At 57.4% G+C, this 25,587-nt stretch carries 23 protein-coding genes; 8 read left to right on the top strand and 15 right to left on the bottom strand.

What is annotated here, in order from left to right; translation table 11 throughout:
* Positions 1-3: 3 nt before the first annotated feature.
* The 3 genes from BUQ90_RS16065 to BUQ90_RS16055 all read right to left on the bottom strand — a co-directional run bounded on the left by BUQ90_RS16065 (position 4) and on the right by BUQ90_RS16055 (position 1,514).
* Positions 4-396, bottom strand: coding sequence for a VOC family protein (locus tag BUQ90_RS16065; RefSeq protein ID WP_074206114.1), 393 nt, complete (start codon positions 394-396; stop codon positions 4-6).
* A gap of 4 nt (positions 397-400) precedes the next feature.
* Positions 401-784: a VOC family protein gene (locus BUQ90_RS16060; protein WP_074206113.1), complete on the bottom strand. Its 384-nt coding sequence runs from the start codon at positions 782-784 to the stop codon at positions 401-403.
* 187 nt (positions 785-971) lie between these two features.
* Positions 972-1,514, bottom strand: a complete 543-nt coding sequence (locus BUQ90_RS16055) for a DUF3617 domain-containing protein (RefSeq protein WP_074206112.1) — start codon at positions 1,512-1,514, stop codon at positions 972-974.
* Between the two features lie 129 nt (positions 1,515-1,643).
* Here BUQ90_RS16055 and uvrB point away from each other — a divergent pair, with 129 nt between their 5' ends.
* From uvrB to BUQ90_RS16040, 3 genes are all read left to right on the top strand, one after another.
* Complete coding sequence (gene uvrB, locus BUQ90_RS16050; RefSeq protein ID WP_074206111.1) at positions 1,644-3,827, top strand: excinuclease ABC subunit UvrB; 2,184 nt, start codon at positions 1,644-1,646, stop codon at positions 3,825-3,827.
* A gap of 119 nt (positions 3,828-3,946) precedes the next feature.
* Entirely contained in the window at positions 3,947-4,759 is an 813-nt protein-coding gene (locus tag BUQ90_RS16045; RefSeq protein WP_239447457.1) for a class I SAM-dependent methyltransferase, read from the top strand.
* A gap of 316 nt (positions 4,760-5,075) precedes the next feature.
* Positions 5,076-5,423 carry a hypothetical protein gene (locus tag BUQ90_RS16040; RefSeq protein ID WP_204244807.1) on the top strand — a complete coding sequence of 116 codons (348 nt, stop codon included), beginning with the start codon at positions 5,076-5,078 and terminating at the stop codon, positions 5,421-5,423.
* Between the two features lie 283 nt (positions 5,424-5,706).
* Here the strand turns inward: BUQ90_RS16040 and BUQ90_RS16035 are convergent, their stop codons facing one another.
* Together BUQ90_RS16035 and BUQ90_RS16030 are read right to left on the bottom strand one after the other, a co-directional pair.
* Entirely contained in the window at positions 5,707-6,324 is a 618-nt protein-coding gene (locus tag BUQ90_RS16035; RefSeq protein ID WP_074206109.1) for a redoxin domain-containing protein, read from the bottom strand.
* A 19-nt stretch (positions 6,325-6,343) separates the two neighbouring features.
* On the bottom strand, positions 6,344-8,536 hold the full coding sequence (locus tag BUQ90_RS16030; RefSeq protein ID WP_239447456.1) for a protein-disulfide reductase DsbD family protein: 2,193 nt from the start codon (positions 8,534-8,536) through the stop codon (positions 6,344-6,346).
* 130 nt (positions 8,537-8,666) lie between these two features.
* On the opposite strand from BUQ90_RS16030, the gene BUQ90_RS16025 reads away from it, so the two are divergent.
* The gene (locus BUQ90_RS16025; RefSeq protein ID WP_074206496.1) at positions 8,667-10,298 is read left to right on the top strand and encodes an alkaline phosphatase family protein; all 1,632 of its coding nucleotides are present in this window, start codon (positions 8,667-8,669) and stop codon (positions 10,296-10,298) included.
* Positions 10,299-10,308: 10 nt separating this feature from the next.
* Here the strand turns inward: BUQ90_RS16025 and BUQ90_RS16020 are convergent, their stop codons facing one another.
* A complete protein-coding gene (locus BUQ90_RS16020; protein ID WP_420812027.1) occupies positions 10,309-11,259 on the bottom strand; it encodes a right-handed parallel beta-helix repeat-containing protein in 951 nt (316 codons plus the stop codon).
* 273 nt (positions 11,260-11,532) lie between these two features.
* Between BUQ90_RS16020 and BUQ90_RS17900 the strand changes: the two genes are divergently transcribed.
* Entirely contained in the window at positions 11,533-12,156 is a 624-nt protein-coding gene (locus BUQ90_RS17900; protein ID WP_074206107.1) for a PEPxxWA-CTERM sorting domain-containing protein, read from the top strand.
* Between the two features lie 48 nt (positions 12,157-12,204).
* Here BUQ90_RS17900 and metH read toward each other — a convergent pair whose 3' ends face one another.
* Genes metH through BUQ90_RS15995 form a run of 4 tightly spaced genes read right to left on the bottom strand, consistent with a single transcriptional unit; the run spans position 12,205 to position 17,897 of the window.
* Entirely contained in the window at positions 12,205-14,835 is a 2,631-nt protein-coding gene (gene metH, locus BUQ90_RS16010; RefSeq protein WP_074206106.1) for a methionine synthase, read from the bottom strand.
* A gap of 37 nt (positions 14,836-14,872) precedes the next feature.
* A complete protein-coding gene (locus BUQ90_RS16005) occupies positions 14,873-15,922 on the bottom strand; it encodes a homocysteine S-methyltransferase family protein (protein WP_074206105.1) in 1,050 nt (349 codons plus the stop codon).
* A complete protein-coding gene (gene metF / locus BUQ90_RS16000; RefSeq protein ID WP_074206104.1) occupies positions 15,919-16,875 on the bottom strand; it encodes a methylenetetrahydrofolate reductase in 957 nt (318 codons plus the stop codon). The genes BUQ90_RS16005 and metF overlap by 4 nt, the downstream gene beginning before the upstream one ends.
* Positions 16,872-17,897 carry an ArsR/SmtB family transcription factor gene (locus tag BUQ90_RS15995; RefSeq protein WP_074206103.1) on the bottom strand — a complete coding sequence of 342 codons (1,026 nt, stop codon included), beginning with the start codon at positions 17,895-17,897 and terminating at the stop codon, positions 16,872-16,874. Before BUQ90_RS15995 ends, metF begins: the two co-directional genes overlap by 4 nt.
* A 233-nt stretch (positions 17,898-18,130) precedes the next feature.
* Between BUQ90_RS15995 and BUQ90_RS15990 the strand changes: the two genes are divergently transcribed.
* Both BUQ90_RS15990 and BUQ90_RS15985 read left to right on the top strand, forming a co-directional pair.
* On the top strand, positions 18,131-18,496 hold the full coding sequence (locus tag BUQ90_RS15990) for a hypothetical protein (RefSeq protein ID WP_074206102.1): 366 nt from the start codon (positions 18,131-18,133) through the stop codon (positions 18,494-18,496).
* A 116-nt stretch (positions 18,497-18,612) separates the two neighbouring features.
* Entirely contained in the window at positions 18,613-18,828 is a 216-nt protein-coding gene (locus BUQ90_RS15985) for a hypothetical protein (protein WP_074206101.1), read from the top strand.
* A gap of 16 nt (positions 18,829-18,844) precedes the next feature.
* Here the strand turns inward: BUQ90_RS15985 and BUQ90_RS15980 are convergent, their stop codons facing one another.
* On the bottom strand, positions 18,845-19,960 hold the full coding sequence (locus tag BUQ90_RS15980) for a serine hydrolase (RefSeq protein WP_074206100.1): 1,116 nt from the start codon (positions 19,958-19,960) through the stop codon (positions 18,845-18,847).
* A 180-nt stretch (positions 19,961-20,140) separates the two neighbouring features.
* A complete protein-coding gene (locus tag BUQ90_RS15975) occupies positions 20,141-21,436 on the bottom strand; it encodes a phospholipase D-like domain-containing protein (RefSeq protein ID WP_084192747.1) in 1,296 nt (431 codons plus the stop codon).
* Between the two features lie 64 nt (positions 21,437-21,500).
* Between BUQ90_RS15975 and rpoZ the strand changes: the two genes are divergently transcribed.
* Positions 21,501-21,854 (top strand): DNA-directed RNA polymerase subunit omega, encoded by a 354-nt coding sequence (gene rpoZ / locus BUQ90_RS15970; RefSeq protein ID WP_074206099.1) that lies wholly within the window; start codon positions 21,501-21,503, stop codon positions 21,852-21,854.
* Between the two features lie 36 nt (positions 21,855-21,890).
* Here rpoZ and BUQ90_RS15965 read toward each other — a convergent pair whose 3' ends face one another.
* The 3 genes from BUQ90_RS15965 to ftsH form a co-directional block, all read right to left on the bottom strand.
* Positions 21,891-22,724, bottom strand: coding sequence for a sterol desaturase family protein (locus tag BUQ90_RS15965; RefSeq protein WP_074206098.1), 834 nt, complete (start codon positions 22,722-22,724; stop codon positions 21,891-21,893).
* A gap of 91 nt (positions 22,725-22,815) precedes the next feature.
* A complete protein-coding gene (locus tag BUQ90_RS15960) occupies positions 22,816-23,382 on the bottom strand; it encodes a PEPxxWA-CTERM sorting domain-containing protein (RefSeq protein ID WP_074206097.1) in 567 nt (188 codons plus the stop codon).
* Between the two features lie 181 nt (positions 23,383-23,563).
* Positions 23,564-25,522: an ATP-dependent zinc metalloprotease FtsH gene (gene ftsH, locus BUQ90_RS15955; RefSeq protein WP_074206494.1), complete on the bottom strand. Its 1,959-nt coding sequence runs from the start codon at positions 25,520-25,522 to the stop codon at positions 23,564-23,566.
* Positions 25,523-25,587 lie beyond the last annotated feature (65 nt).

The raw sequence follows: 25,587 nt of genomic DNA, 5'->3' as shown, positions 1-25,587 counted from the left end.
ACCTTATGCCGGTCCGAGGCGAAAAGCGCAAAGCTTGTTGCCTTCCGGGTCCCGGAAATAGGCGGCGTAAAAGGCCATCGGGCCCTCGTCACCCCGGACTCCGGGTGCCCCCTCGTCGGATCCGCCCAGCTCCAGACCCTTTTTGTAGAGACTGTCGACCTGCGATCGCTCCTGCATTTGCAGGGCAATCATGTTGCCGTTGCCGGGTTGTGCCTGTTCCCCGTTCCAGGGTTCGGTGAGGGCGATGGACGGGCTGGCCATGTCAGTGCCGTAGAGCGTGAAGCCATTTTCTTCCATTTCCATCAGCCGCTTGGCGCCGAGCTCGCCGAGCAAGCCGTCATAATAGGTCCGGGCCTTTTCCAGATCATTGGTTCCCAGAGTCACATATCCGATCATTGCATCATCCTCCCATGTTCATTTTGCAAACGCAAAGCTTGTTGCCGTCGAGATCGCGGAAATAGGCGCCGTAAAAGACTTCTGGTGCCCGCCAGCCCGGTTCGCCTTCGTCCTTGCCACCGATTTCCAGCGCTTTGGCGTGCAGGCGGTCGATATCTGCTGTGTCCTCAAATTGCAGCGCGACCATGGTACCATTGCCGAAACAGGCCTCGCCTTCATCATAGGGAGACGTGATGCAGAGCATCGGCTGGCCCGGGACTTTGCCGTAAAACTGTCCGCCGAGCGGCGTCTTGAACAGCCTTTTGATGTCGGTTCCTTCAAACAGGGAGTCGTAAAAGGCGAAGGCCTTTTCCTTGTCGTTGGTTCCGAGCATTGTGTACGCGATCATTATTCTCTCCTTGAGGGGGTGATTCGGTTTCGGAGTGAAACCTATCAGTCGTGCGGGCAGATGCAATAACCAGCGAGGTTATGTCGCATTCTGCGGCCAGGACCGTTGACTGGCGCTGCTGTCAAAGAAAAACGCAGCGCAACCGAATGGCCGCACTGCGTTCGAAATTCCTGTCTGGTGACAGATATCAGCCAGCGGGGCAGTCACCCACGCGCTTGCCGACATTTTTGGCGGAAATTTTCATTTTCACCGGTCCGGCGCCGCCGTCCATGTTGAGCATCATGTCATAGCTGCTTGGGCCATATTGGCCGGTCATCGCCATGTTCATTTCGCCAGCACCGTTGTTCATGTTCTTGCAGGATAATTCGGAATCAATGGCACCGCCACTCATGTTGAATTTCTTTATTTCGCAGTCAAACTCTTCTTGAGCCGCAAAAAACTCAGCTCCAGGGTTTTTGGCCATTTCTTCGGTCATGCAGGATTTGCTCACCGTTTTCTGACTTTTCATCCGTTCGATCATGCCGGGAGGAACGCCGTTGGGCATGCCTTCGATCTCCACATCGACAATCTCGACGGTATTTTCCCATTCACCCGCTTCCAGGCTCACTTCGTTCATCTCGGCGGCGACTTCTTCGTTGGTGATCTTGCCGTCTCCATCAGCATCTGCACCACTGTCTGCGCAACCGCTGACCAAAGCCACCGCAGCGGCAGAAACCAGAATCTTTTTCACTGTTATATACCCTCATCTGTTTCGTTTCGTCCTGTTTGCCATAGCCGCGGCGGAAAGTCTTGTAAATTTGCTCTGAACTGCGTCCAGAATTGGGATGACAGTGATCCCTTTTTGTTCCATAGTTTCACCATGGCAAAACTGGTGATACGAGAAGGTCTGGCGGAACCGGAAACTGACGAGAATTTCGTTCCGCACAAGCCGGCGCGCCCGGAGAAATCCGAGGGCGGAAAGCGATTTGAACTGGTCAGTGACTTTGAACCGTCGGGAGATCAGCCCACTGCGATTGCGGAACTGGTCGAGGGTGTTGCGGATGGCGATCAGGATCAGGTGCTTCTGGGTGTGACCGGCTCGGGCAAGACCTTTACCATGGCCAAGATTATCGAAGAGCTGCAGCGGCCGGCTCTCATTCTCGCGCCCAACAAGATCCTGGCAGCCCAGCTTTACGGGGAATTCAAAAGCTTCTTCCCGAACAATGCGGTCGAATATTTTGTCAGCTATTACGACTATTATCAGCCCGAGGCCTATGTCGCCCGGTCTGATACCTATATCGAAAAGGAAAGTTCGGTAAATGAGGCAATCGACCGGATGCGGCACAGCGCAACCCGGTCGTTGCTGGAGCGAGACGATGTGATCATCGTGGCATCGGTATCCTGTCTGTACGGCATCGGGTCGGTCGAGACCTATTCGGCCATGATATTCGATTTGAAGAAAGAGCAGGCGGTGGATCAGCGGGATATCATTCGCAAGCTGGTCTCGCTGCAATACAAGCGCAATGACCAGGCTTTTGCGCGTGGCAATTTCCGGGTGAGGGGTGACAATCTCGAAATATTCCCGTCGCATTATGAAGACATGGCCTGGCGGATATCATTCTTCGGGGACGAGATTGAGGAAATTGTCGAATTTGATCCGCTGACCGGGAAAAAGGGCGCCAGCCTCAATCGGGTCCGCATATTCGCCAATTCCCACTATGTGACGCCGGGTCCGACCATGAAACAGGCGATGGAAGCGATCAAGCTGGAATTGGGTGTGCGGCTGAAAGAGCTGGAATCCGAGGGCAAACTGCTCGAGCACCAGCGGCTGGAACAGCGCACCAATTTCGATCTCGAGATGATCGCTGCGACCGGGAGCTGCGCGGGGATTGAGAATTACTCCCGCTTCCTCACCGGCCGCCTGCCCGGAGAACCGCCGCCAACACTGTTCGAATATTTGCCCGACAACGCGCTGCTCTTCGTTGATGAAAGCCACCAGACGGTGCCGCAGATCGGGGCGATGTCGAAAGGCGATCACCGTCGCAAGATCACGCTGGCCGAATATGGCTTTCGGCTGCCCAGCTGTATCGATAACCGGCCGCTGCGGTTCAACGAATGGGATGCGATGCGGCCCCAGACGGTCAGCGTGTCGGCGACACCCGGCAACTGGGAAATGGAACAGACCGGCGGCGTATTCAGCGAGCAGGTCATCCGGCCAACCGGGCTGATCGATCCGCCGGTGGAAATCAAGCCGGTTGAAGATCAGGTGGACGATCTCATCAACGAATGCCGGAAAGTGGCCGAACAGGGCTACAGGACGCTGGTCACCACCCTGACCAAACGCATGGCCGAGGACCTGACCGAGTTCATGCACGAAGCCGGAATCAAGGTACGCTACATGCACAGCGATGTGGAAACGCTGGAACGTATCGAACTGATTCGCGATCTTAGGCTGGGCGTCTATGATGTTCTGGTGGGGATCAACCTGTTGCGGGAAGGTCTCGACATTCCCGAATGCGGGCTGGTCGCAATACTTGATGCGGACAAGGAAGGTTTTTTGCGGTCCGAGACCTCGCTGATCCAGACCATCGGGCGGGCGGCCCGGAACGTAGACGGCCGCGTCATTCTCTATGCCGATCGCATGACCGGTTCGATGGAACGGGCCCTGAACGAGACCCGGCGCCGGCGCGAAAAACAGGAAGGGTATAATCTCGAGCACGGGATAACACCGACCACCATCCGCAAGAATATCGGCGACATTGTTGCCCATGTTGCGAGCAAGGATCAGGTGACCGTACCGATTGATGACGATACCGAGCATCTGGTCGGCCACAATTTGCGCAGTCATATCGAGAGCCTGGAAAAACGGATGCGGGAAGCTGCCGCCGATCTCGAGTTCGAGGAAGCCGGACGGTTGCGGGACGAGATCCGCAAGCTGGAGGCGGACGAACTGGGTGTTCCGGCGGACTTGCAGGTCGCCGCCCCCAGGGGCAGGGCCACCGAGGGGCGCCCGGGAACCCGAAAGGGCAAATACGGGCGGACGACCAAGCGGCGGATGGGGTGAGATCGCGGCATCTGTCTATTCGATCAACGACTGCAACATGTAGATAAACGACATCCTGGTGCCTTGTGCCCGCCGGCTGGCAGGTTCATTCTTGTGCCGTTTGTTGAGGGGAGCATATTATGCGAATTTCGTTTTTCGCCGTAACACTGGCGGCACCCTTGCTGGCTGCCGCTTCCCACGCACAGGCCAGTTCTGTGCAGGCCAGTTCAGTACAGGCACCGCTGGTGCTGGCATCGCAAGCGACTCCCGAACTGGCGGCAGCAGTAGCAGCGCCCGGACGGAGCGAAGGCGACACCAAGCTTGATGACAGCCGAAAACCTGCCGAGCTGCTGTCCTTCATGGGTCTCGAGAAAGGCGATACCGTCCTCGATATCTTTGCCGGTGGCGGATATTATAGCGAGATCATGGGGGCCGCGGTCGGTCCGGACGGGTCGGTGACAGCCGTCAATCCCCCCCAGTTTGTCAGTAGCGAAGCGGCCAAAACCAAATGGGCGGGGATCGCATCGCGGCAGTCCAATGTGACCATGGTACCGTCCCAATTGCCGGACTATGAGGCCGAGCGAGACAGCATCGATTTTGCGATGCTCCATCTGATCTATCACGATTTTTACTGGGAGAGCGAACAGTTCAAATTTGAGCGGATGGACCCGGCGGTGGCGCTGGCCAACCTTTACGCGGGGATGAAGCCGGGCGGAATTATTGCTGTTGTGGATCATGTCGGACGCGCTGGGGACACCCGGGCTATTGTCGAAAAGACCCACCGGATTGATCCGGCAACCGTGAAGGCCGATTTCGCAAAAGCCGGGTTTGTCCTTGATGCGGAGAGCGACATGTTTGCCAATCCGGCAGATGACCTCGACAAGAATGTCTTTGCACCGGAACTGCGGGGAAAAACAGACCGGTTTGTCATGAGATTCCGTAAGCCAGGATAGGAGATTCACTTACGGGGAGGCGCGAAATCCGAGTCGCTGCGCCAAGCATTTGATCTCAAAGGGCGTTTTTTCCGCCTGGAAATCCTGTGAATATCCTGGCTTTCTTGCGCTTTGCGGCGCGGGGAATTCATTGCGGGATTTTGTAATAATATTTCAGAGTGTTACGGCGAGTTACAATAGTTTACATGACTGTTCACCCATGGTTCGACTAATAGCGCCTATATCAGTTGCGTAGTCAGAAACTGAACGGCCCGGGCGTTATCCGGCTTTTCAAAACGGCAAGGATCCCATGGAGCTTATTGTGGACAGCAATGGCATGACAAATCGCGACACCCCTCGCAAAGCGTCTGTTTCTGCCCGGTCGGGCAGTGCGGCATTTGACCGTGCCGAGCTGCGTGCGGGACCAACATTGGGGGACGGGTTGTATCTGGTCGTGTCCGGTCCGGGGGCAGGACACGGTCGATCAACCCGGTTGCGTCCGGATCTCGGTGATCCGTCTCCGGAATATCGGCGCATCGAAATCGTCGTCGAGGCAGGAACCGAATCGGTGACCGGCGAACAACGTTACGAACGATCCATGCCGCTTTCGGGGCTGGCAGGCAGTCGGGGAATCGAGCTGGTTGGCAGCAACGGTACCAAGAGATTTGATTTGATGAGTAACTGACTTTGGCCGACGGCGCCCGGGTTTAGGGTCGCAGGTTGTCGGAACAAAGGCAGGGGACAGGCTGGTGTAGAGTTTTGGCCTGTCCCCTGATCCTGACGATCAGGATGGAAAATTTGAAGAACAGGTCCGGCAATCCGTCATACGGGGGCTTTCAGGGGGTTTGTAAGCCGCCGGACACTGGGAGCAGGGCCGGGCGCGCCAGTTGTGTTTTGCGCGACCGCCCTGCTTTTGTTTTGCGCGATTTTTTGCCGGTGATTTTCAGTGAACCGACAGAGTATGTTCGCTAGCTGGCATATTTGACGGAACAGCCATAAGCCCGTGTGTTCGCCATCTGCACCGCTTTGCCGGATTTCAGATCGTTGAGCGCCGCCAGCACATGATTGCGAGCGCCCTTGATATCCGCCGGATTGGCGGTTGGCTTGTCGTCAATGCCCCCCTGGTAGACCAGTGTGCCTTCGCCATCGATCACATACATGTGCGGTGTCGTCCGGGCGCTGTAGGCCTTGCCTACCAGACCCTTTGCGTCGAGCAGATAGTGACTGGCCTTGTGCCCCTGATCCGCGAACAGGCGCTGCGCTTCTTTCACGGTCATGTGCCCCTGCTTGCCGGGTGCTCCACTGTTTATGGTGAGCCAGACGGCGCCCTGTTCGCGGGCTGCGGCCTGGGTTTTCTGCATGTTGCCGCTGTCATAATGCTTCTTGACGAAAGGGCACCCCGGATTATGCCATTCGAGCACAACCGTCTTGCCTCGAAATGCGGAGAGCTGAACGGTTTTTCCAAACATGTCGGTGAGCTTGAAATCCTGGGCAATGGCGCCATTTTTTTGCGCGCCGGCGACCGGCTGGGCGATGGCGACAATGGCGAGAGAGGCAAAGGCAGCGGTTGTCAGGTTCTTCAACATCGGGGACTCCTATTCAAGGTTATCTGGCATCGGCCATGCGTTCCGGGGGGTTGACCAGATCGGTGAGTGTGCCGACGGTCAGGATCTGCGGGAGGATGACTGGTTCCTTGCCGGGGGCGTAGAACAGATATAGCGGTACGCCGGCGCGTCCGTGCTTTTCGAGAAACTTGCTGATCTCGGGATCCGGACGGGTCCAGTCTCCCATCAGGACGGCGACATTGGCCGCAGCAAAGGCATCCGCCGTTTCCTGACGCTGGACGGCGGCGGCTTCATTGGCCTTGCAGGTAATGCACCAGTCGGCAGTGAAATAGGCAAATACCGGTTGCCCGGCGGCGCGCAGTTCGGCGAGCCGGGTTTCGGCAAAGGGCTCGCTCGGCAAAGTGGCTGTGGAGGCACTGGCGACTCTGCGCTCGTCCATGACGTCATCGCCGGGCAGCAGCGCGATGCCGCCAATGATCGCGACCGCCACCGCCGCGGTGGTTATTGCGCCGCGCGAAACACCCTTGATCTGTCCGCTGCCAAACCACCACAAAAACAGCGACACGAGCAGCAGGAACATCAGGGAGACACCCAGCGCATCGGTGCCGATCTGACGACCGAGCAGCCAGATCAGGCCGACGGACGTGAGCAGCATCGGGATAGCCATGATCTTGCGGAAGCTGTCGAGCCATGCGCCAGGTCGGGGCAGCCGGTCCCGGATCGCCGGGACAAAGGCGATGAGCAGGAAGGGCAGCGCCAGCCCGATGCCCAGCCCGGCAAAGATAACCAGCGCTGCAATCGGGGGCAGAATAATCGTCGCGCCGAGAGCTGCCGCCATGAAGGGGCCAGTGCAGGGGGTTGCGACAAAGGCGGCCAGCGCGCCGGTCCAGAATGATCCGGTCGGTCCATCCTTTTGCGTGAGCTTGTTGCCGAACTGGATATTGGGCAGCTCGAACAGCCCGGCGAGGTTCAGTCCGATCGCCGTGACCAGCGCCAACAGCACGAATATGATCCGCGGGTCCTGCAGCTGGAATGCCCAGCCAACCGCCGCGCCGCTTGCGCGCAACGCCAGCAGCAGTGCGCCAAGCGCCGTCGCAACAACCACGACCCCGGCGGTATAGGCCAGCGCATCACGGCGCACGACAGCTTGATCACCGCCCGCCTTTGCCAGGCTGATGGCCTTGAGGCTGAGGATCGGGAAAACGCATGGCATCAGATTGAGCAGCAGCCCGCCGAGAACCGCGCCGCCCAGGGCTAGCAGCAGCAACGACAGCTGGGACTGACCATCCCCCAGCCCGCCGTTGGTGTTTCCAACAAATGGGATGCCCGACATTTCGACTTTACCTTCATTGGCATTCAGGGAAAGCCCCATGTCCGGGCCGACTTTGAGCACACCGCTGATTTGCTCGAGACCATCACCACGCGCGGCTGTCTCGATAATCAGCCGGTCTCCATCCCGGTTCACCTTCTGTGGCGCGCCATAATCGACAATTCCGTCTTCGCGGATGAAGAAATAGGGGTCGGAGATTTCAATATCGGCCGGGAACGGAACCGACAGCCGAAAAATATCATTCTCGACACCAAAAGTCGCGGCACTGCCGAGCCGGCGGGGCAGGGCTTCGCGCCAGGCGTTGAAGGCACTGTCCAGCGCAACCGCTGCATCGGGCCCGACCACTTCCAGATCTATGGACAGTTCGTCCTGTTCCGGCACGCAGATCTCGTCGGTACAGGCGAGCCATTCCGACTTGACTGAAATGGGCAAGGGGCCCGGCTGGACCCGTTCCGACACCACAAGATTTACAAGGACAGCATAATCGCCCTTGTAGATATAGTTCATGATGCCGGAAATCAGCAGCGTGTCGGGAACCGGATATTGCGCCTTGCCGGCGGTGACGCCATCGGGAAGAGTCCAGTCAAAACTCATGCCGATTCCGGCATCCCCAGGATTTTCCCAGTAACCGTGCCAGGTGGGCTTGGGCGTCATGACAAAGGCCAGAGTCACGCTCTGTCCTGCCTGGACCTGCCGGGACTCTGCAACCAGAGTTGCGGGAACGTTCAGCTCTTTTTTTTCAGAAAATCCGGCAGGCGCAATCTGTTCCATCGTCAGGTTTTGTGCTCTTGCCGGACTGACGCTCAGCAGAAGCGAGAAAAACAGCGCCGCCACCAGCGTCTGCATTGCGGTCATCCAGTTGGCTTTTGCCCGGCTTTTTGTCGACAAAAACTTGTCCGTCATGAAAACTCACCATTTCGCTTCTAAAGATATTTAGGCTATCAGCGGCGCTCTTGCCATAGCTGCTTTTGATACCTGGGAATTATTCGTGCGTCTGACCAAAATTGTTACATTATTCACCGGACTGTTCGTCCTGTCATCCGCTGCCAGTGCAGAACATCACAAGGAGGGGCAGGAAGCGTCGCCGAAACTGGTTGTCGCAATCTCGGTAGACCAGTTTTCGTCCGATCTGTTCAGCGAATATCGCAGCACTTTCCGGCACGGGATGAAACGTCTCGCCGGTGGCGCGGTCTTTCCGTCCGGCTATCAGGCGCATGCGGCGACCGAAACCTGTCCCGGACATGCTACCATCATGACGGGAAGTCATCCCGGGCGCGCCGGAATCATTGCAAATAACTGGATCGATCTGAGGGTCGCTCGTGATGACAAGACGGTCTATTGCGCGGAAGACGAACGGGTCGAGGGGACCAGTTTCGGCGCAATTACCGCCGCGACCCAGGGGCCCTATATTGCCTCGGCCTGGCATCTGCTCGTCCCGACGCTCGGGGAACGGCTGAAGGCAACATCTCCGCAATCCCGCAATGTTGCTGTCGCTGGCAAGGACCGGTCCGCCCTGATGATGGGCGGTACCGATGTGGATGCGGTCTACTGGTGGAAGCGCAAGGGCTTTGCCACATTGAGTGACCGTGAGGTCGGGCCGCCCATTGCCGCGCTCAATGCGCGAATCGCCGACTATATCGACCAGGCCCGCGCGCCCTATCCGGTGCCGGACCATTGCGCGGCCCGCAATAATCAGATCGTTGTCAGCGACAACCAGTCTGTCGGGACCTATGATTTCCGGCGGCCGGAAGGCACGGCCCGGATCTTCCGCGGTTCACCGGACTTTGACAAGGTCACGATCGAAGCGGCAATGGCTCTGATTGATTCCATGAAACTGGGGCAGGGCGAGGTGACAGACGTCCTTTCGGTGGGGCTGGCTGCAACCGATTATATCGGTCATGCTTTCGGTACCGGAGGCCTGGAAATGTGCATTCAGATGGCACAGCTTGACCGGAATCTGGGGCTGTTGTTCGAGCATCTGGATGCCGCCGGGATGGACTATGTCGCGGTATTAACGGCGGATCATGGAGGCCATGACCTGCCGGAACGCCTGCGCTTGCAGGGCGTACCCGATGCTGAGCGTATTGATCCCAATCTCAATGCGAAATTTGTCGGCAAACAGGTCAAAGACATTCTGAAAGACAGTTCGGACGTGCCGGTACTCCATGCCGACAGCCCGTTTGGCGACTATTATGTCAGCCTTGATCTGCCTGCCGAACGACGCGCCGAAGTCAAAAAGATCGCCATGATGATGTTTGCCGAGCATCCCCAGGTGGAGGCGGTGTTCGATCATGACATGCTGTCTGCCCTGCCGATGCCGAAGGGACCGCCGGAAGAATGGACCATGGCCGAGCGCACCCGGGCATCATTTCATCCGGACAGATCCGGTGATTTCATTGTTTTGCTGAAAAAGGCGGTGACCCCGATCGCTTCGGGTGGACCCGGCTATGTCGCGACACATGGCAGCCCCTGGGACTATGACCGTCAGGTTCCGATCCTGTTCTGGCACAAGGACCTCGCACATTTTGAACAGCCGCTGTCGGTCAGGACCGTCGATATCGCGCCCACGCTCGCGGCATTGATTGGTGTGGAGATTCCCGCCGACGAGATTGACGGAAAGTGCCTCGATATTGATGGCGGAAAGGCCAATAGCTGCGAGCGCTGACGCCCGGGAGCTAGCGGCGCTCGTAGCGCGACAATCCGCGGCCGAGACTGTTATTGGCTATGCGGATCTGGTCCCCGCTCCAGTCGGCCACGAACCAGGTATTGCGTTCTACGCCATTCGCCAGTCCGGCATTGTTGGAATGGATATTGAGACCGGATGAACTGTGCTCCCGGCCCTCTGCGGCGACGGCGATGAACGCGCTGTAATTTTCCTTGTTCTGCCCCTGAACAAAAACATTGTTGGCAATCGTCCCGGTGGCGCCGGCGGGGAGATCGATCATATAGTTGGTCGCGCGTCCGCTGGTGTCGTCAAAACTGCTGCCGGCAATGGAAACCCGCGGCGCGCGGCTCTTGACATAGTGGCCGCCGCTGCCTTTCTCAAAGCGTGAGTTTCGGACCGTCAATGATCCATAATCCCCAATATACACGCTGTGCGCACAGGAAAGACCGCGATCGCAGCGGCCAAGGCGCTGGAAGGTGGACCGGGTAATCACGATTTCTGCCGAAGGATCATCCGCACTGAGGATGCCCTGCTCGGCATTCCGGAACAGGGCATTGTTGATGTACAGATCCCCTTTTTCGATGCGGATACCCGCGCCATTGCCATCCGGGACGCGCTGGTTCTGAAAGATGATGCCGTCAATTGTCGCCGCTTTGCCGCGCAAGACGAGGCTGGCCTTGCCCTCGCAAATCCCGCCATCCAGAACCGTCTGGCCGGCAATTTCCGCGCGATATGTAATGCGTCCGGCCGTCTGGACCGCGCAGTCGCCATAGGCACCCGGCGCAATGACGATTGTCGCATCATTTCCGCCAATGGCCTCGACAGCATCCGCGAGACGGTAGAAACCCTGACCGGTTTCGACCACGGTAAAGGCCGGGCCATTGTCCTGTGCCGCTGCCGGGATGGCGGCAAGCAGGGCCAGAGAGGCAATCGTCATGTTTTTCGAAAGGCTGTTCAAAATCTCATGCTCCGGAGAAAGTTCTGATAATTGCAGGAAGGCTGTTAGGCCCGGCGGCGCAACACAACAATATGTGCTTTTACTCTGTCCCAAATGAATTCAAGCTGAGACGAAGAAGTTAAAAGCCCGTCACGGTCTGTAAAAAGTGATAAAATATGTCTCATTTCGGGACATGCCCCGGGAGCAATGGTAGCCATATGGTCAATATTTTGTTAATAGAATCGCCGAGGGTCGCATTTTGTGCGTTGTTAAACGTGCGTAAAGGAATGCAGAAAAATGAAAAAATCAATTTTGGGCACTGCGGTTGTTTCAGCCTTTGCTTTGGCGGGAACGGCAAATGCCGCAATCATAACCGGTGAGCTGACTGGCGGCATCGCGTTCGACAATGGCGGGGTTTTTCAGGAGTCTATCCCTGTTATTGTGGGTAATAATCACCAGGACTCGAACAATCTTTTTGCTTTCAACGAAAATCAGGGCGTGGCGCTGGATGCTGACGTTGGCGGCTTGACGGCTGGTACGCTTGTCAACAGCCACTACGTCTTTTTTGACCCGTTGGCACGGGGCACGACCGGAGTCGGTTATGTCGATTTCGATGGCGAGATCATCGGGGTTTTGAGCGGCAAAGCAGATATGGATGCGACGGATACGTTGCTTGGACTGGGTGCTGTCAATTATGTCAGCGTGAGCCTGCGCGGTCTGGAAGCGGCCGACAGTTTCAACGTGGTTGGCAATCGTCTGAACATTGACTTCCGGGCATCTTCCCCGGGCGACTATATTCGCGTTCTGACGGCCCCGGTTCCCGAACCGTCCACCTGGGCAATGATGATCGGTGGTTTCGGTCTGGTCGGCGGTGCGATGCGTCGTCGCCGGAAAATGACGACGAAAGTCAGCTACGCCTGATCGTCAGAACAATCGAATACCTAAAGCCGGTTCCGCAAGGAGCCGGCTTTATTCGTTGAGATTGGGCCGCAGCCACTGCCGCGCCCGGTCGAGCGGAACACCACGCCGGGCGGCATAATCCTCCACCTGATCTTCGCCGATGCGGGCGACGCCGAAATATTCGGCTTCCGGATGGGCGAAATAGAAACCGGACACGGCGGCCGTCGGCGTCATCGCAAAGCTGGTTGTCAGTTCAATACCGGTATGTTCGGTTGCGCTCAGCATATCGAACAATATCGGTTTCAGGCTGTGGTCCGGGCAAGCGGGATAGCCGGGGGCAGGGCGGATGCCCTGATATTTTTCCTGGATCAGCGCCTTGTTGTCGAGACTTTCATCCTCTGCATAACCCCAAAGGTCCTTGCGCACATGCTCGTGCATCCGCTCCGCAAAGGCCTCGGCCAGCCGGTCGGCCAGCGCCTTCAGGAGGATGCTGTTATAGTCGTCCTTGTCTGCTTCAAAGCGGGCGACATGCTCGTCAATGCCGTGTCCTGCAGTCACCGCAAATCCGCCCATCCAGTCATCGGACGTATCGACAAAATCGGCGAGGCAATTATTTGATTTGCCGGATCGCTTGCTGACTTGCTGACGCAGCATGGGGAGGGCGATTTCCTCATTTTCGGGTGATACCATGATGTCATCACCATCCCGCCGCGCGCGCCATAGGCCAGCGACCCCTTTGGCGGTCAGCCATTTCTCTTCGATGATCCGGTCCAGCATCACCTGTGCGTCTTTATACAGATCACTGGCGCTTTCCCCGACCACTTCGTCGGTCAGAATGGCCGGGAAGGTTCCGGCCAGTTCCCATGCGCGGAAAAATGGGGTCCAGTCGATATAGTCGCGCAGCTCCGCCAGATCCCAGTCTTCATAAATATGCAGGCCGGGTTTTTTCGGAGCAGGCGCCTTCTTGCCCATATCGATGGCCGCACCATTGGCACGGGCTTCATCCAGCGTCGCCAGCTTCTTGGCCGTCTTGCCCGCGCGTGCCTGGCGAACCTGCTCGTAATCCTCGCGGGTGCTGGCGATAAAACCTTCAGCCTGTGTGTCGCTGACCAGTTGCGAGGCGACGCCCACGGCGCGGCTGGCGTCGAGCACATAGACAGTTGGCCCGGAATAGGCCGGTTCGATCCGCAGGGCCGTATGGGTTTTCGATGTCGTCGCCCCGCCGATCAGCAGCGGCATGGTCATCTTGGCGCGTTCCATCTCTTCGGAAACGGTCACCATCTCGTCGAGCGACGGCGTGATAAGGCCGGACAATCCGATCATGTCCGCGTCATTTTCATTGGCCGCCTTCAATATGTCTGTCCACGGCACCATGACCCCGAGGTCGATGACTTCAAAACCATTGCACTGCAGAACCACACCGACAATATTTTTTCCGATATCGTGCACGTCGCCTTTCACAGTAGCCATGACGACTTTGCCCTTGCCCTTGGCGCCTTCTTCCTTTTCCGCCTCGATATAGGGGAAGAGATGGGCGACGGCCTTCTTCATCACGCGTGCGGATTTCACGACCTGTGGCAGGAACATTTTGCCCGATCCGAACAGGTCGCCGACGACATTCATGCCGTCCATCAGGGGGCCTTCAATAACCTCGATGGGCCGCCCGCCGGCATCCTTCACCGACACCCGCATTTCTTCGGTATCTTCGATAATATGGGCATCAATGCCTTTGACCAGCGCATGTTCAAGGCGCTTGACGACATCATAGCCGCGCCATTCGGCAGCGGCTTTTTCGGCCGCCTTGTCGGTACCGCGAAATGTCTCGGCCAGCGTGATCAACCGGTCGGTGGCATCACCACCATCTTTCGGTTCACGATCGAGAATGACATCCTCGCAATGTTCGCGCAGAACGGGATCGATATCGTCGTAAATATCCAGCTGCCCGGCATTGACGATAGCCATGTCGAGTCCGGCGGGAATGGCGTGATAGAGAAAGACACTGTGCATCGCACGGCGTACCGGTTCATTGCCCCGGAAGCTGAAGGACAGATTGGACAGCCCGCCGGAAAAATGCACATGCGGACAGCGTGCCTTGATTTCAGCAACGGCCTCGATGAAGTCCAGTCCGTAGCGGCGATGTTCGTCTATCCCGGTTGCCACCGCAAACACATTGGGGTCGAAAATAATATCCTCGGGCGGAAATCCGATGCCGGTGAGCAGCTTGTAGGCCCGCTCGCAAATCTCGACCTTGCGCTCTTTGGTATCGGCCTGTCCGGTTTCATCAAAGGCCATGACGACAACAGCTGCGCCATAAGCCATGCATTTGCGGGCATGGGCGAGAAATTCCTCTTCGCCTTCCTTCATCGAGATGGAATTGACGATCGGTTTGCCGGACACGCATTTCAGGCCCGCCTCGATCACCGACCATTTGGAGCTGTCGATCATCACCGGCACGCGGGCGATATCGGGTTCTGCCGCGATCAGCTTGAGGAAGGTCGTCATCGCATGTTCAGCGTCGAGCAGGCCTTCATCCATGTTCACGTCGATAATCTGTGCGCCATTTTCGACCTGCTGGCGCGCGACTTCCACGGCGGCTTCATAGTCGTCGTTAAGGATGAGCTTTTTGAACCGCGCGGACCCGGTAACATTGGTGCGTTCGCCAATATTGACGAATTGCGCGGAAGAGGGAGCTGTGGTCATTTACTGATGTTTCTTTTGCATATTGCCGGCGATCGGATCAGGCGGCCATGGTGAAAGGTTCAAGGCCGGACAGGCGTGTCTGTACCGTCGAAGAAGCAACAGCCCGCGGCTTCGCGCTCTCTACCGTTTTGGCGATGGCGCCAATATGCTCCGGCGTTGTACCGCAGCAGCCACCAACAATATTGACCAGACTGTCATCCAGCCACTCGCCAATCAGCGCCGCGGTCTGCTCCGGCGTTTCATCATATTCGCCCAGTTCATTGGGCAGGCCGGCATTGGGATAGGCCATGATCAGCGTGTCGGCTTCCTTCGCCAGCATCGCGAGATGCGGGCGCAACTGATCCGCGCCAAAGGAACAATTGAGACCCATGGTCAGCGGTTTCAGATGGCGCACCGCGTGCCAGAAAGCCTCAACTGTATGGCCCGACAAATTGCGGCCTGAGAGGTCCGTAAGGGTCATCGAGATCATCAGGGGCACGTCGCGGCCACTGGCCTCGGTGGCTTCCCGTGCGGCCATGCCCGCGCATTTCGCGTTGAGCGTGTCGAAAATCGTCTCGATCAGCAGGAAATCGACGCCGCCTGCGATCAGGGCATCGCACTGTTCGCGATAGACGCCTTTCAGATAGTCGAAATCAATCTCGCGAAAACCGGGATCATTGACGTCCGGTGACAGTGACAGCGTCTTGTTGGTCGGGCCGATGGAGCCGGCCACAAAGCGTTTCCTGCCATCTTTCGCCTCGGCCTTGTCACAGGCCCGGCGTGCGATTTCGGCGGATTTGATGTTGATGTCCCTGACCAGATGCTCGCAGCCATAATCGGCCTGGCTGATCTCGGTAGAACTGAACGTATTGGTTTCGACAATATCCGCGCCCGCTTCCAGATAGGCGGTGTGAATACCCTCGATAATATCCGGCCGGGTCAGGCTGAGCAGGTCGTTATTGCCCTTCTGGTCATCGCTCAGCTCCAGCGTTCCGCGATAGTCCCGTTCGCCGAGACCATGGTTCTGAATCGCCGTGCCATAGCCACCGTCAAACACCAGTATTCGTTCTGCAGCAAGCTGGCGAAATTGTTCGGCAATATCGGTCATGCCGCTTTCTCCTCGGCCTTGCCCTCAGGGCGTTTGCCGAGAAGATGGCAAATCGCATAGCTGAGTTCGGCGCGGTTGAGCGTGTAGAAATGGAATTGGCGGACGCCACCGGCATAGAGTTTCCGACAGAGTTCGGCAGCGACGGTTGCAGCAATCAGCTGACGTGCCGCGGGATGATCGTCGAGACCTTCGAACAGGTCGTTCATCCACCCGGGTATCTCCGCCCCGCACATTCCCGCGAATTTGCGTGTTTGTGCGACATTCGAAACAGGAAGTATGCCCGGAACGAGCTCCGCGTCGATTCCGGCTTTTGTCGCTTCTTCGCGAAAGCGGAAAAACGCTTCCGCCGTGAAGAAGAACTGCGTGATGGCACGGCTGGCACCGGCATCCAGCTTGCGCTTCAGATTGTCGAGATCCGACTGCGGGCAATTGGCCTCCGGATGCGTTTCCGGATAAGCCGCGACCGATATCTCAAACGGGGCGATTTCCTTCAGCCCGGCGACCAGATCAGCGGCACTGGCATAGCCTTCCGGATGGGGGACGAATTTTGCGCCTTCGGCCGGGGGATCTCCCCGCAAGGCGACAATGTGCCGGATACCGGATTCCCAGTAAGCTTCGGCCACCTGCGCGATCTCTGCCTTGCTGGCGTCAACGCAGGTCAGGTGCGCAGCAGCCGGAATGCGGGTTTCTTTCGCAATTCTCGCGACTGTTGCGTGGGTCCGTTCTCTGGTCGATCCACCGGCACCATAGGTGACCGAAACGAAGCGGGGTGCCAGCGGCTCCAGTGTAATGACACTGTCCCACAAGGTTTTTTCCATCTTCTCCGATTTCGGCGGGAAAAATTCGAACGACACGTCGGCATCGCCATTGAGACCTGCAAACAGGGGGGTGTCAATCGCGCGTTTCGCTTCTTCAAGCTGGCTCAGGCCCAACGGGGGAATATGATCTGTCATGCACTTTCTCTGCGGTTTTGGGTCTCTTCACGTGACATGTCGATGCCCGAAGGGTGAATACGGCCAAGATCGGATTTTCGTCCGATCCATATCTTTACGGTCAGCTTGCCCCCATCAAGAGAACGGGTCTGGACAAGATCGATAGCCGCCTGTTTCAGCCAGCTGTTCATGCTTTCATCCGAGAAACCGAGCCGCGCATGGGCGTGTTCCGTACGCAGCTCCTCGTAATTATGCGCGGCGAAGTCAGCGATGAGAATGAATCCACCCGGGCTCAACACCCTGGCTACTTCTTCCAGCACGGCTTCCGGGTGCTGCGCATAATGCAAAACCTGGTGCATGATGACGCTGTCAATTTTGCCGTCCTTGATCGGCAGCCGGTTAAAATCTCCCAATCTCAGCTCTGTCTTGCGCGTGAGGCTGGTCTGACCAGACGGGCTGCTGTTGTCATCCAGAAGTTTCGCCCGCGCAAGACGTAGCATCTCCGGGCTATTGTCGAGAGCGGTCACCTGCTCGGCATGGGGTCCGAACAGTTCGACCATTCGTCCCGTTCCGGTGCCGATATCGAGCATATGTCCCAGATTCAAATCCTTGACCAGCGCCAGCATGGCCTGTTCAACCTTGTCCTCCGGCAGATGCAGCGAACGGATCGCATCCCATTCCGCGGCATGGGATGCAAAATATTGTTCGGCCATTTCCGCACGTTTTTTCCGGACCAGTGCCAATTTGGCCTCGTCGGCTGCCGCCTGGTCGGACGACCGGATGCTGTCCGAACGAAATATGCGCTGCAAAATGTCGAGGGCGGGAGCTTTCCCCGGGCGTAAAAACACCCAGCTACCCTCCTTTCGGCGTTCGGCCAGCCCGGCTTCATCCAGTATCCGGATATGCCTCGAAATCCGCGGCTGGCTCTGTTCCAGAATTTGCGCCAGCTCCCCAACCGCCAGCTCCATTTTCAGCAATAGCAGCATGATTCGAACCCGCGTGGGATCGGCAAGTGCGCGGAAAATGGTCAGAACGTCATCCATAAGCCACCTTATATAAAGAATCCTTTATATCTGGTCAATCGCTTAGATTTATTGGGTTTGCTGCCTTGATAAGGGGCAAGTTTACAAGAAATATCATGATGTGGGCAGCACCGTGAACGGTTGATTATTGATATCTCGTTTCGATCCCGCTAATGACGTGCGCCACATCCGGACGGAGGGAATTTTCTCGTTCGTTTGTTGGTATAATGAGGAAAATTAGAGGGTTTACCCAAATGAAAAAAGTTACAACATCAATCGTACTTGCTGCTGCTCTCGGACTGGCTGCTTGTTCCGGTGCAGAAAATGCCGAAGCCGGCGCTGAAGAAGCTGTAGAAGGCACGGAAGCAACCGCTGAAGAAGCTGCAGAAGACGCTATGGACGCCGCTGAAGGTTCTGCAGACGCCATGGGCGAAGCTGCTGCTGAAGCTACCGAAGAAGCCGGTGCCGATGCTGCTGAAGCCGCTGAAGGTTCGACCGACGCGATGACCGACGCTGCTGACAAGGCCAAGAATGCCGCTGAAGCTGCTGGTGACGCCGCTGACGCTGCTGGCGAAGCTGCCGACAAGGTAAAAGCTGCTGCAGACAAAATCGGCGGCTAATTGCTGATCCGACAAGTTTGAAAAAGGGCTGCCCTCGGGTGGCCCTTTTTTTTGCCAGTCAGGCCTGGGCTTATGTCCTGCTTGGAATCACAGTCCATCCCGGCTAGTTTCGCGCCATGGGCATTTCAACACATCGATGTAAAGTCGTCAGCGCCGGATTGGCGACGCTGCTGATGGTCAGCTCCTGCGGTCCGGCGGAGAATGATCCGGGGCCAGGCGGCGTCACCGTCGGCGAAGCAAGGGCGCTTGATGAAGCCGCCGAGATGCTGGATGAGCGCAACGCCATTCTGACGGAAACAGAAGACAGCGGATCCGTCAGCCCAACCGAATAGCCGCCGGCAAGATTATCTAGCGACGATGATATCGCGCGACGGCACGGGTGACGGACTGCATCAGCTGCATGCGTTCCGGGACGGGTGCCGTGGTATTGCCGAGCATGACAGCAACCGCGTAACGGGTGCCGTCCGGAGCCGTCATGATGCCGACATCATTATAGCCGGTGGATACCGCGCCAAGGACCTGTCCTGTGCCTGTTTTGTGCAAAAACCCCCAGCCAGGCGGTACACCGGCTTTCAGGCGCTTTGGCCCGCTTCGCGTGCGGGTCAGGATGGATTGCAGCAGGCGGGTGGAATTTTCTGACAGCAGTTTGCCGCGCGCCATCTTGTCGAGGGCATTGACAATCGCCCCGGGTGTCGCCCCATCAATCGGATCAGCGAGATAATCCGCCAGCGCCTGTTTCCGGCGCTCAATCGGGAGATTGGCCCGGGCCGTGTAAAATTTCCGGCCCTTGGACAATTCCTGGTTCCAGGTGAGGCCGGCAATCCGGCTCTGCATCAGTCTTTCTCCAGGTCCGAACCTGATTTCGCCCAGGCGGCTCCGGCGGATGAAATCATTGACCGCATCCGGTCCGCCCGCGTGACGCAGCAAGGCATCATTGGCGGTATTGTCGCTTTGTGCCAGCGCTCGGTCGAGCAAGGTGTATACGGATTTGGTGACGGCCCCGTTGCGTGCCACTTCTCGCGCGAGCGGCTGATAGAATAATGTCAGGTCATCGGGTCCGATGCGGATCGAATCGGACAAGGAGATTTCTCCCTTGTCGACCTTGTGCAACACCGTCATCGCGACCCACAGTTTCGACACGCTTTGTTGCGGAAAATTTTCATTGGCTCGCTGGCCGATTTCCCAGTTTTGACCAGATTTCGACGAATCTATGCGCTTGATGGCAATGCCGGTCTTGCCGGGAAAGGCGCGCCAGAGTTCGAAAATCTCGCGTTCCAGCGCAGGATCGGGCTGATTGGCGGCAAAGGTCACCGGGGGGCGTGGCTTCGGTTTCGCCTTTTGGGGTGGCTGCGGGGGTGCCTTGGCGCGTTCAACCGTTACGGGTGCGCTACCCTGCGAGGGGGCCACACAGGCGGAAATGCTGCAGGCGATGACGATTGTCGCGAGATATCGAAAATATGTCATAGGATCCAACTCATACCCTGATTGCCTCCGGAAGAGCGGTCGATGACCCGGGCAACCGCCTCCGATCATCACCCTACGTACAACCCCAAGCGTTAACAGAGACAAAACGCGGGTTTGCGACGAACGATTCTCCCTGTGCGATAAATGGCACCCGAAGTCGCGAATGCCGGGTGCCGCTATTCAGTCCTCTTTGCCTGATGGAAGGCGGTCCAGCCTCGTGAGACCCAGGTTGAACCGGCGAGTCACCGTGTAATCCAGTGTGTTCACAATGAAATAGGAAAGAGCCCAGCGGATACGGTTCAGCAGGGATTTCCGTGACTTGTGCACTTCGGGAGTGATCTGTTGGGATGCCCCGCACATCTGCATCACGAGATTGCGGGCATGATCGGCAAATGCCCGGTCTTCTATACGCACCATCATTTCGACATTGATGAACAGGCTGCGGATATCGAAATTGGCTGATCCGACATAGACAGCATCGTCGACGACGACCAGTTTCGTGTGCAGCCGCCGCGGCTGATACTCAAATATCCGGGCGTTGCGTTTGAGCAAATAGCCATAGAGAAGCCGGCTGGCCCCGATGGTGGCGCCATTGTCGGTTTTCCCGGGCAGCAGCAGATTGCTGTCTCCGCCTTTTTTGGACAGCCTGGCGATGCGGCGGAGGAGCCCCTGACCCGGCGAAAAATAGGCCGCGACCAAGTCGAGCCGTGATCCGGCCTCCAAGTCATTCTTTATCGACCATGCCCATCGGCTGAGACGATTGCTCGGGCCTCCCAGCAGCCAGCGGAACCTTCCATCGCCCGCGCTCCATGTCCTTACCATCTTTTGCAACTTCAAAATATTGCCATTGTCATGCTCCACCCAGTCGGACAGCCTGTCATACCATCGCGCCAGTGCCGAGACTTCCGGTCCCTCTATGGCGACACCGACATCTTCCCACATATTGGGTTCGCCTTCTTCCCGCCGGTTGAAATAGTCATCCGTGATGTTGAAGCCGCCGACAAGTGCGCGTGATGTATCTGAGATCGCTATTTTCTGGTGGTTGCGAACCAGATAACTGGTGGAAAAGCGCGGGCTGAACACGCCAAATTTACCGCCAGCGGCTATCAGCGGATTGAAGAAGGCGCGGGCGGTGGTATTGGACCCGAAACTGTCGATCATCAGTTCGACGGAAACACCGCGTTCACAGGCAGCAACAAGCTTGCTCAGAAGTTTGGTTCCGACCGCATCATCTTCAAACATGTAATAGAATAGCTGCAGCCTGTGTTCTGCCCGATCAATCAAATGCGTCAGGGCATCCATGCGATCCTGCGGTTCATGCACCAGTTTCAGGCGGTTTTCCCCGATGTCGAACCATGGAGGCTGATGATCTGAAGGAGAAGCCCGACTGTCCATTCCGGCGATGTAGGCGATCCGCTTTGCCGTCGCAACACTGGCCTGTTCGGGGATCAGCCGGCGTGACGGATTTGTTGACAAAAGCTGGCTGAAACCCTAGATGCACCTCTCATTTTCAGGAATTTTAGAGAATCAGGAGCGGCTTATGGCTCGCGTTACCGTTGAAGACTGCGTGGACAAGGTCACCAATCGTTTTGATCTGGTGCTTTTTGCGGCGCAGCGCGCTCGTGAAATTTCCGGTGGTGCGGAGCTGACCATTGACCGCGACCGTGACAAAAATCCGGTGGTGTCGCTGCGCGAGATTGCCGAAGAAACGATCAAGCCGGATGAACTGGAAGACAGCCTCATTCAGTCGTTGCGCAAAGTGCAGGTTGATGATGATGATGCGCCGGACGAAATCGGTTCGATCAGCCAGTCTGCAGAAGCCCTTCGGCTGACCGCAGCCGCGCCGCCACGCAGTGCAGGCGTCCCCGGAGACTATGGCGCCAACCGCCGTTAATCTCCAGTTTGCTGTTCAAAAAAACGGGCGGTGCTCTCAGGAGTGACCGCCCGTTTTTTGTGGCTTTTTGCTGTGTGACCGAAACGGCTCGACCAGGCTCCAGCCGAGACCCGAAGGCGCATCGGACTGATATTCATCCAGTCCGATGGTCATGCCTGCATGTCCGTCTTTGGGCTGCTCGACATATGTCCCGAAAAGCCGGTCCCAGATGGTCAGAAAGAAGCTGAAATTGCTGTCCGTTTCTGCGGGGCGAACCGAATGATGAACCCGGTGCATGTCGGGCGTGACAATTATCCATCGCAGGAGAGAATCCAGTCTAGCTGGCAGGCGAAAATTCGCATGATGAAATAATGATGCAGCGTTCAGGATAACCTCAAACAGGAAGACGGCGATTGCTGCCGGGCCGATTGCGGCAATGCAGAGCAGTTTCCACAGCATCGACAGGACGGCCTCTACCGGGTGGAAGCGGACCCCGCTGGTCACATCGAGATCGCGGTCGGCATGATGGATCTTGTGAAACCGCCAGAATATCGGAACCTTGTGAAACACAACATGCTGGGCATAGATCAGCAAATCGAGCAACAGGAAGGCCATGATGATTTCCGCCCAGAGCGGCAGGGTGATCATCGCCAGCAGCCCCCATCCATTTTGTGTGGCGAGGAGCGCCATTCCAATCGCCAACATGGGCATAGTAACCCGCAAGAGCAGCGTACCGGTGATGACCAGACCGAGATTTGTCGCCCATCGATATCCGCGCGGCTGCACCCGCTGTTTTCGGGGCATCACGGCTTCAACAACCGCCATGATCAGCAACATGCCTGCAAAAACGCCCAATCGGATTGCAGATTCATAGGGGGCGAGAAATTCCATTATGGCATTTTGCAGTGAAACCCGCCCGAGGCAAGGCCTTGTTCACGCAGCCTGCTCTACCAGACAACTCGCCAGATGCGCGTGCCGGTGGCTATGCGGACGGGTCAGCAGAAAATCGCAACCGGCGTTTGCGGCTGCGGCGCATCGCTCCTCCGACAAGGCCGAATCCGCCGATCATCATGGCCCAGCTGGCCGGCTCGGGTGTCGGACTGGATGATGGATAGTCGATCATCACAGACGTGAAGGAATCGGCATCAAAAATGTTCACAGGACCGGAGAGATCGAGCGATAATTCTATCACATTGTCGGAAAGCAGACCGTTCAGGTCGGCGAGGGACAGGTCAAAAACAGCCGTGAATTCGACATCATTGAAACTGAACCGGGTGAAACTGTCCGCGCCGACGGGTGCAAGGGCACCGGTCAACAGGCCCTCGATATCATATTCCAGAAACTCGATATCGGGAAATGGCGTCGAGTAATCCCCGCGCGCTGTAATCGTAATCGTTCCGGGACCGGTGGCCGGTTCCAGCCCGCCAAAACTGTAGGTGAACAATTGCCCGGCGCTCGTCTGGGCCTGGGTATCCATCACGGTCGCGGCTTGTGCTGATGCGGGCAACGCCATGGCGGTGATGAGTGCAGTTTTCAGAAATCTGGACATGCGGGGCAACTCCTTCCTGCAGAAGCCCCCGGATTGTCCGGAAACGGTCCCCTGTAAACCGCTGCCGAACAAAAGGAAATTTACTACGCCTGACCGATTCCTTCAACGGGCACCAGGTTCCGTCCGTCGCAAAATACCGGATTTGATCGGGTCTCGTGCCCGGACTGTCGCGGACAGGGCTTCAGATGCCCTGTGGCTTGGGATCTCCGCCGCCAAACGGACCCTTCCGCTTCTTCCCGGCTTTGGGGATCGACGTTCCGACGCTGGGAACTTCGGACGGCTTGATCACATCGCCGTCCGGCCGTTCGAATTTGCCCGTTTCAATGAGCTCGTCAATTTCGTCCCCGGACAGGGTTTCATATTCCAGCAAGGCATTGGCCAGCAGGTGCAACTGCTTCTCGTGCGTGGTGAGCACGTCCTTTGCCCGGTCATAACCGGCATCAACCAGTCCGCGGATTTCCTTGTCGATCAGTTTGGCGGTTTCGTCGGACATATGGACGCGCTGAGCCTGGGAATAGCCGAGAAAGGTTTCACCCTGTTCCTCTTCATATTGCAGAGGCCCCATCTTGTCGGACATGCCCCACTGGGTGACCATGTCACGGGCCAGTTTTGTCGCATATTGAATGTCGCCGGATGCGCCGGAAGACACCTTGTCATAGCCAAAGATGATTTCTTCGGCGACACGGCCGCCCATCGATACAGCCATATTGGCGTGCATCTTGTCCCGGTGATAGCTGTAATTGTCCCGCTCGGGCAGGCGCATGACCATGCCCAGTGCGCGGCCACGCGGAATGATGGTGGCCTTGTGAATCGGGTCGGAAGCCGGTTCGTGGACAGCGACCAATGCATGGCCTGCTTCGTGATAGGCGGTCATTTTCTTTTCGTCTTCGGTCATCACCATCGACTTGCGTTCGGTGCCCATCATGACCTTGTCCTTGGCCGCTTCGAACTCGTCCATCGCCACCATGCGCTTGCCGCGCCGGGCAGCCATCAGGGCGGCTTCGTTCACCAGGTTGGCGAGATCAGCACCGGAAAATCCGGGCGTGCCACGGGCAATGGTGCGCGCATTGACGTCGGGTGCAATCGGCACCTTCTTCATGTGCACTTCGAGAATCTTTTCGCGGCCCTCAATGTCGGGACGCGGGACCACGACCTGGCGGTCAAAGCGACCAGGACGCAGCAGCGCCGGATCAAGCACATCCGGCCGGTTGGTGGCGGCGATAATGATAATGCCTTCGTTGGCTTCAAAACCGTCCATTTCGACCAGCAGCTGGTTCAGCGTCTGTTCGCGCTCGTCATTGCCGTTGCCGAGGCCGGCACCACGGTGGCGACCCACTGCATCGATCTCGTCGATAAACACGATACAGGGCGCGTTCTTTTTGGCCTGTTCAAACATGTCGCGGACACGGCTGGCGCCGACGCCGACGAACATTTCGACAAAGTCGGAACCGGAAATCGTGAAAAACGGCACACCAGCCTCTCCGGCAATGGCCCGGGCGAGCAGCGTTTTACCCGTACCCGGTGAGCCGACCAGCAGCGCGCCCTTCGGGATCTGGCCGCCCAGCTTTGCAAAGCGTCCGGGGTTTTTCAGAAACTCGACAATCTCTTCCAGCTCTTCCCGCGCTTCGTCGATACCAGCCACATCTTCGAAGGTCACCTTGCCCTGTTTTTCGGTGAGCATCTTTGCCTTGGACTTGCCAAAGCCCATGGCGCCGCTGCCGCTGCCTTTCTGCATTTGCCGCAGCACGAAAAACGCGATGCCGAGAATAAGGATGAAGGGCAGGGACTGGATCAGGAGATATTGCCAGATGCTTGGGGTTTCTTCGGCCTGGCCGCTATAGTCGACGCCATTGTCGTCGAGCAGCTTTACGAGGCCGGTATCATTGCCGACGGGCGTGGTGGTGAAGCGGTCGCCGTTGGTCAGTTCACCGGAAATCTGGTCAGGAGCAATAGCGACGCTTTTGACGCTGCCTTCCGCAACCTTGTCGCGGAAGGATGAATAGCTCATCGCGCTACCCTGTTCGGCCGTAGCGCCTGCGCCAAACATGGACACGGTCAGCAGCAGTGCGACGATGACGCCTGCCCAGATGAGCATGCTTTTCATCCACGGATTTTCCTTGGGATCCTGTTCGTCATTCATGATGTCGTGCGTCCTGTCATTATTCAGCGGACCAGTGCCCGGTTTTGGCTTCTGGCGGGGAAATT

It is taken from the genome of Parasphingorhabdus marina DSM 22363 (assembly GCF_900128895.1).
GTDB lineage: Bacteria > Pseudomonadota > Alphaproteobacteria > Sphingomonadales > Sphingomonadaceae > Parasphingorhabdus > Parasphingorhabdus marina.
This window is presented reverse-complemented; position numbering and strand designations above follow the sequence as displayed.